This window comes from Emticicia sp. (assembly GCF_049241225.1).
Taxonomy (GTDB): Bacteria; Bacteroidota; Bacteroidia; order Cytophagales; family Spirosomataceae; genus Emticicia.
The window spans coordinates 1-6,990 of the sequence record NZ_JBMLRC010000232.1; the positions used below are offsets into that span (position 1 = coordinate 1).

A 6,990-nucleotide genomic window follows, 5' to 3' on the forward strand; every position below is an offset into this window, starting at 1 on the left:
ATGTTTCGTAATCCTGTGATGTTCACGGTCGAAATCGGAACGGCAGTAATGTTTTTTGTCTGTGCTTGGATTCTCGCAGGCGAGCAGTCGCAAGGTAGTTTTGCTTATAATTTCACAGTGTTCATTGTTTTGTTTCTTACCTTATTATTTGCCAATTTTGCCGAAGCCATTGCCGAAGCAAGAGGCAAAGCCCAAGCCGATAGTTTAAGAAAAACAAGAGAAGAAACGCCCGCAAGGCTCGAAAATGGACAAGTTATTTCATCAGCAAAATTGAAAAAAGGAGATGTATTTGTCTGCGAAGCGGGCGAAATAATTGCTTCCGATGGTGAAATTATCGAAGGACTTGCCACGATTGATGAAAGTGCTATCACGGGCGAGTCTGCTCCAGTAATCAGAGAAGCAGGTGGCGATAAAAGTTCAGTAACGGGCGGAACTAAGGTTTTATCAGATAAAATAAAAGTACAAGTAACGACCGAACAAGGCGAAAGTTTTCTTGATAAAATGATTGCTTTGGTCGAAGGGGCTTCTCGCCAAAAAACACCGAATGAAATCGCCTTAACTATTCTATTGGCAGGATTTACGCTCGTGTTCATCATCGTTACGGTCACACTCAAGCCATTTGCCGATTTTGCCAAAACGCCTATCACGATTGCGGCTTTTATTTCATTATTTGTCTGCTTAATTCCAACCACAATTGGTGGTTTATTATCGGCCATCGGTATTGCAGGAATGGATAGGGCTTTGCGTGCAAACGTAATCACAAAAAGTGGTAAAGCCGTAGAAACAGCGGGCGATATTGATGTGCTTTTATTGGATAAAACAGGTACAATTACGATTGGAAATAGAAAAGCAACAAAGTTTTATCCATTTGATATTGATGAAAAAGAATTCATCAAAGCGGCAGTATTAAGCTCAATGGCTGACGAAACCCCCGAAGGAAAATCTATCATTGAATTGGCGGGTATGAATCCTGCGAGTTATCAAATACAAAATCCGACTTTTATTAAATTTACTGCCGAAACTCGTTGTTCTGGCGTTGATTTTGATGGAAATCGTATCAGAAAAGGTGCTTCAGATGCAATCAAAGGCATTGCCGAAAGAGCAGGAAATGTTTACCCGAAAGGCGTACAAGAGTGCGTGAAAGTTATTTCAAGTAATGGAGGAACACCTTTAGTAGTAGCCAAAAACGAAAAAGTAATTGGGGTGATTGAACTCCAAGACATCATTAAAACGGGCATTAGCGAACGTTTTGAACGCCTCCGCAAGATGGGAATCAAGACCGTAATGGTAACGGGCGATAATCCTTTAACCGCAAAATTCATCGCCGAAAAAGCAGGAGTTGATGATTATATTGCCGAAGCCAAGCCTGAAGATAAAATGAATTATATCAAAAAAGAACAATCGGAAGGTAGATTGGTGGCCATGATGGGTGATGGTACAAACGATGCCCCAGCTTTAGCCCAAGCCGATGTAGGTGTGGCCATGAACAGCGGTACACAAGCCGCCAAAGAAGCAGGAAACATGGTTGATTTAGACAATGACCCAACCAAATTAATCGAAGTGGTTGAAATTGGTAAACAATTATTGATGACGCGTGGAACGCTGACTACTTTCAGTATTGCCAACGATATTGCCAAGTATTTTGCCATTATTCCAGCCTTGTTTATTGTGGCTATTCCAGCTCTGCAAGGTCTCAATATCATGCACTTGCACAGCCCAGAAAGTGCCATTTTATCGGCAGTGATTTTCAATGCAATCATCATCCCGATGCTTATTCCTTTGGCTTTGAAAGGTGTTGAGTATAAGCCCATTGGAGCAAGTGCATTACTTCGTCGAAATCTACTGATTTATGGCTTGGGTGGAATCATTATTCCATTCGTAGGTATCAAAATTATTGACGTTGTAGTAGCAATGTTTATTTAAAATCTTAAATTTCAGAAATCATGAACGCATATATTTTTTCAGCTTTCCGTCTAACAATCGTAAGTTTATTGTTTTTTGTCGGAATCTATTCAGCTATCGTTTTTGGGATTGCTCAGTTTGCTCCCAATCATGGCAAAGGAGAAATTATTTCTCAAAACAACAAAACATATTACGCCAATATTGGTCAAACTTTCACCGATGATAAATATTTTCAATCTCGTCCGTCGGCGGTGGCTTATAATGCCGCAGGAAGTGCAGGAAGCAATAAAGCACCTTCAAACCCAGATTATTTGAAGGAAGTTCAAGCCCGAATTGATACATTTTTGGTGCATAACCCAGGTGTACAAAAATCAGAAATTCCTGCCGATATTGTCACCGCAAGCGGAAGTGGTTTAGACCCAAATATTTCGGTACAAGCCGCAACGATTCAAATCAAAAGAATTGCAAAAATCAGAGGAATTGCTGAGGCTAATCTCAAACAATTGATTATTTCAAACACCGAACCGCCATTACTCGGATTATTCGGCCCTGAAAAAATCAATGTTTTAAAGTTAAATTTGGCACTTGATGAGTTAAAGAATTAGAGTGGTTTTGCTTGCAAAGTATTCATATATCATTTTCTCACAGAAAGTTGATGGGGTCTGAAATTTCCCCTCCTTAAAAAAGCAGGGGTGTTAAGTTCTGAGAAAAGTCCCTCTCCTTTTTCAGGAGAGGGATTTAGGGTGAGGTCAAAATCTGACATTTTAGCAAAAATATAGACTTTTTTACCTCATCCCAACCCTTCTCCTCACAGGAGAAGGGCTTGAAAAAACAGAACTTAGAACTTAATCGCCCTGCTTAAAAAAAGAGGGGAAACTAAGAATAGAAACAGTTAACGGTATCTCTCTTTTATATAGAAGTCAAATATTTTTTCACAAATCCAAATCATAAAATCAATGAATTATTCGAAAATCAAATTATTGGTGCTGTTTTGTCTGATGGCATTTAATAATTCTCTTTACGCACAAAAAGATAGTACAAAACCCAATTTGGTAATCAATGCTTATTTAGAAACCTACTATACTTTTGTAGCTAATCAAGCCAGCCACACACGCCCGAGTTTTATTTATTCACACAACCGTAGCAATGAAGTCAATATCAATTTAGGATTTATCAAAGCGGCCTATCAAAACGATGCTCTGAGAGCAAATTTGAGCATTGCTACGGGAACTTACATGAATGCCAATTATGCTGCCGAAGTGGGCGTTTTGAAGAACATCTATGAGGCGAATGTGGGGGTAAAAGTAGCAAAAAATAATAATTTATGGCTGGATATGGGCGTAATGCCCTCGCACATAGGTTTTGAAAGTGCCATCAGTAAAGATTGTTGGAATCTTACCCGAAGTCTGATGGCCGATAATTCACCTTACTTTGAAACTGGGGCAAAACTTTCTTATACTTCCCGAAATGAAAAATGGTTTCTTGCGGGTTTGGTGTTAAATGGTTGGCAGAGAATACAGTTAGTTGATGGAAATAATCAACCTGCTTTTGGACATCAAATAACTTATAAACCCAATGCAAAATTAACGCTCAATAGTAGCTCATATCTCGGAAGCGACAAGCCAGATAGTGTAAAACAAATGAGGTATTTTCATAATTTTTATGCCATCTATCAAGCAACTGATAAGATCGGATTTACTGTCGGACTTGACTATGGCGTAGAGCAAAAACAAAAGGGTAGTAGTAGATACAATTCTTGGTACAGTCCAATTTTGATTTGCCGAGTAACACCTAACTCAAAGTCTGCTATTGCGGCCAGAATTGAACATTATAATGATAAAAATGGCGTAATTATAGCAACAAATACCCAAAATGGTTTTCAGACCTGGGGGTATTCGTTAAACTATGATTATAAAATAAATGAAAATTTATTGTGGCGAGTAGAAGCCCGAACTTTCAAAAGTAAAGACATGATTTTTATGAGTGATAATCGTCCACAAAATTCCAATGTGTTTCTAACTACCTCGTTTGCCATTGCTCTATAAATTGTTTTTTAACAAAATTACTGATGGAAGAAACCAAAAAATCTGCTCAAGAATTTCTCAATTTAATCAAGAAATCGAAGCGGGGGAAATTCAAAGTGTATATCGGAATGAGTGCGGGCGTAGGAAAAACCTACCGAATGTTGCAGGAATCACACACGCTTTTGAAGAATGGCATCGATGTGAAAATTGGTTTCATCGAAACGCACAACCGCAAAGAAACACACGATTTACTGGCAGGCTTACCGCTTATTCCACGCAGAAAAATATTTTATAAAGGCAAAGAACTGGAAGAAATGGATGTTTCGGCCGTAATCAATGCCCGTCCAGAAGTAGTAATTGTTGACGAATTGGCACATACCAATATCGAAGGTAGCAAAAACGAGAAACGTTGGCAAGATGTGCTTGAAATTTTGGAAGCAGGCATCAGCGTTATTTCGGCTTTGAATATTCAGCACATCGAAAGCCTCAACGAAGAAGTAAAAACCATCACGGGCATCGAAGTAAAAGAGCGAGTTCCTGATAGCATTATTGCCCAAGCTGATGAAGTAGTAAATATAGACCTCACGGCCGACGAACTTATTTCACGCTTAAAAGAAGGGAAAATTTATCAGCCCGATAAAGTAGAAATGGCTCTGAAAAACTTCTTTAAGAGTGAGCATATTTTGCAGCTTCGTGAGTTGGCTCTGAAAGAAGTAGCCTCGCAAGTTGAGCGAAAAGTTGAGTCCGAAATTACGAAAGTTAATACTATCAAACACGAGCGTTTTTTGGCTTGTATTAGCAGCAATGCTAATACGGCCAAGACCGTCATTCGTAAAACTGCTCGTTTGGCCAACTATTATAACAGTAAATGGTTTGTACTTTACGTGCAGACACCCAAAGAGTCGGCCGATAAAATTCCGTTGGATAAGCAACGGCATCTCATCAATCATTTTAAATTAGCCACCGAATTGGGAGCAGAAATCATCAAAGTTGAAAATGCTGAAATCGTAAAGGCAATTATGCAGCAAGCCGAAGAACGTAAAATTTCAACGATTTGTATCGGAAAACCGCATTTTAGCTTAATTAAAATCATTTTAGCAACTAATGTTTTCAACGAACTCCTCAAAAAACTCTCCAGTAGCGATATTGACCTTGTAATTCTAAGCTAATGAAAATCAAACATAAACTCATTTCGGGCATTGGACTTCTGTTTTTAATGATAACCCTACTTACGGTTATCGGGTCGGTGTTTATTCATAAATTATCGACCGAAACCAAGAATATTTTGGTAGCAAATTACAACACCATCGACTATTCCCGAAATATGCTCATTGCACTCAACGGAAACGTTTTTTCTGAAAAAGAACTAAAGTTTTTTGAAGAAAATCTAAGGAAACAGCAAAGTAATGTGACAGAAGTAGGAGAGAAGGAACTCACCGATAAACTAAGCAATGATTTTGAGCAACTAAAGAAAGAAAACGTTGATTCTGAAATAATCCGAACAATCCGAAGCGATATTTCTGACATAATATTGCTCAATATGCAGGCTATTCAGCGAAAAAGTAGTATCGCCGAGAGAACCTCCGATAGTGCCATTGCTTGGATTGGGCTAATCGGTGCGGTTTGTTTCTTAATCGCCTTTACGCTTTTGGTGAATTTACCCAATAATATTGCCAATCCAATTTCCGAACTGACTAAGAGTATCAAGCAAATTGCTTCCGAAAATTATTCAGAAAGGGTGCATTTTGAGGGCCACAATGAGTTTGGCGATTTGGCGAAATCGTTCAATACAATGGCTCAAAAATTGGAAGAATACAAAGCTGGGAATATCGAGAAATTATTGATGGAAAAGAAGCGAACCGAAACTCTCATCAATAATATGCGAGAGCCAGTAATTGGCTTGGATGAAGCCAATAGAGTGCTTTTTATGAATAATAATGCCTTGAAAATAACAGGATTAAAGTCAGAAGATGTACTAAATAGACCTGTTCAAGAGATTGCAGCTAATAATGATTTGGTTCGGACACTCACCAAAGATTTATTCATCAATGCAGATAATAGCATTATACATAAAATTGAACCTATTAAAATCTATGCCGACAATAAAGAAAGTTATTTTGAAAAAGAACTGATTCCAATAAATATCATTCCGACTGGCGAAGAGCATGAAAAAAGCATCGGGAATGTGATTTTGTTGCAGAATATCACCGAATACAAAGAACTGGACTTTGCCAAAACTAACTTTATCGCTACGGTTTCGCACGAATTCAAAACGCCAATTTCATCTATCAAAATGAGTGTGCAACTCTTGGAAAACAATCAAATTGGGCCATTGAATGCAGAACAAAAAGATTTGATTGACAGCATAAAAGACGATACAAATCGCTTGCTGAGAATAACGAGCGAGTTGCTAAATGTTACCCAAGTCGAGAGTGGAAGTATCCAACTGAATCTTTTACCGACCAATACGCAAGAAATGCTGAATTATGCCATCAGTGCGAATAAAAATGCGGCTGAACAAAAGCAAATCGAACTTCGCACCAGTACGCCGACGCCAACACCCGAGGTTTTTGTTGATAGCGAAAAAACCGCTTGGGTACTAACCAACCTGATTTCAAATGCCATTCGCTATTCTTACGAACATTCGATTATTAATATCAGTATTTCTTCCGATAAAGATACCGTCAAATTTTCAATCATTGATTCTGGACAGGGCATTGCTCCGCAATATCTATCAAAAATCTTTGACCGATACTTCAGAATTCCCGGAACACAAAAAGAGGGGACTGGTTTGGGGCTGAGCATCAGCAAAGAATTTATCGAAGCTCAAGGTGGAAAAATTGAAGTCGAAAGTGAATTTGGCAAAGGAAGCAAATTTTCGGTTATCTTGCCACTCCATGAAGCAGCTACTGAACCGACTTATTAATGAAAATAGTTAAATAAACAAGGAAGTCTTCGCTCAAAGCGAAGACTTCCTTAAACTTCCTAAATTATTTTAAAAGCTACTTCACCAATTCCCAACTCAAAGCTGTTCCTGCTTCGATATCTTGGGTAGCAGTTTTAC

Annotated in this window: 5 protein-coding genes; all 5 read left to right on the forward strand. The window is 38.5% G+C overall.

Translation table 11 applies throughout. The annotated features are described in order from the left end of the window. The coding region (gene kdpB / locus ACOVO2_RS12635) for a potassium-transporting ATPase subunit KdpB (protein WP_421770325.1) at positions 1-1,923 on the forward strand (1,923 nt) is incomplete at its 5' end. A 20-nt stretch (positions 1,924-1,943) separates the two neighbouring features. Continuing rightward, the gene (locus tag ACOVO2_RS12640) at positions 1,944-2,507 is read left to right on the forward strand and encodes a K(+)-transporting ATPase subunit C (protein ID WP_421770326.1); all 564 of its coding nucleotides are present in this window, start codon (positions 1,944-1,946) and stop codon (positions 2,505-2,507) included. Between the two features lie 351 nt (positions 2,508-2,858). After that, positions 2,859-3,947, forward strand: coding sequence for a porin (locus ACOVO2_RS12645; RefSeq protein WP_421770327.1), 1,089 nt, complete (start codon positions 2,859-2,861; stop codon positions 3,945-3,947). Positions 3,948-3,970: 23 nt separating this feature from the next. After that, positions 3,971-5,095 carry a sensor protein KdpD gene (locus tag ACOVO2_RS12650; RefSeq protein WP_421770328.1) on the forward strand — a complete coding sequence of 375 codons (1,125 nt, stop codon included), beginning with the start codon at positions 3,971-3,973 and terminating at the stop codon, positions 5,093-5,095. Continuing rightward, positions 5,095-6,852 (forward strand): ATP-binding protein, encoded by a 1,758-nt coding sequence (locus tag ACOVO2_RS12655; RefSeq protein WP_421770329.1) that lies wholly within the window; start codon positions 5,095-5,097, stop codon positions 6,850-6,852. The genes ACOVO2_RS12650 and ACOVO2_RS12655 overlap by 1 nt, the downstream gene beginning before the upstream one ends. The last annotated feature ends 138 nt before the right edge of the window (positions 6,853-6,990 follow it).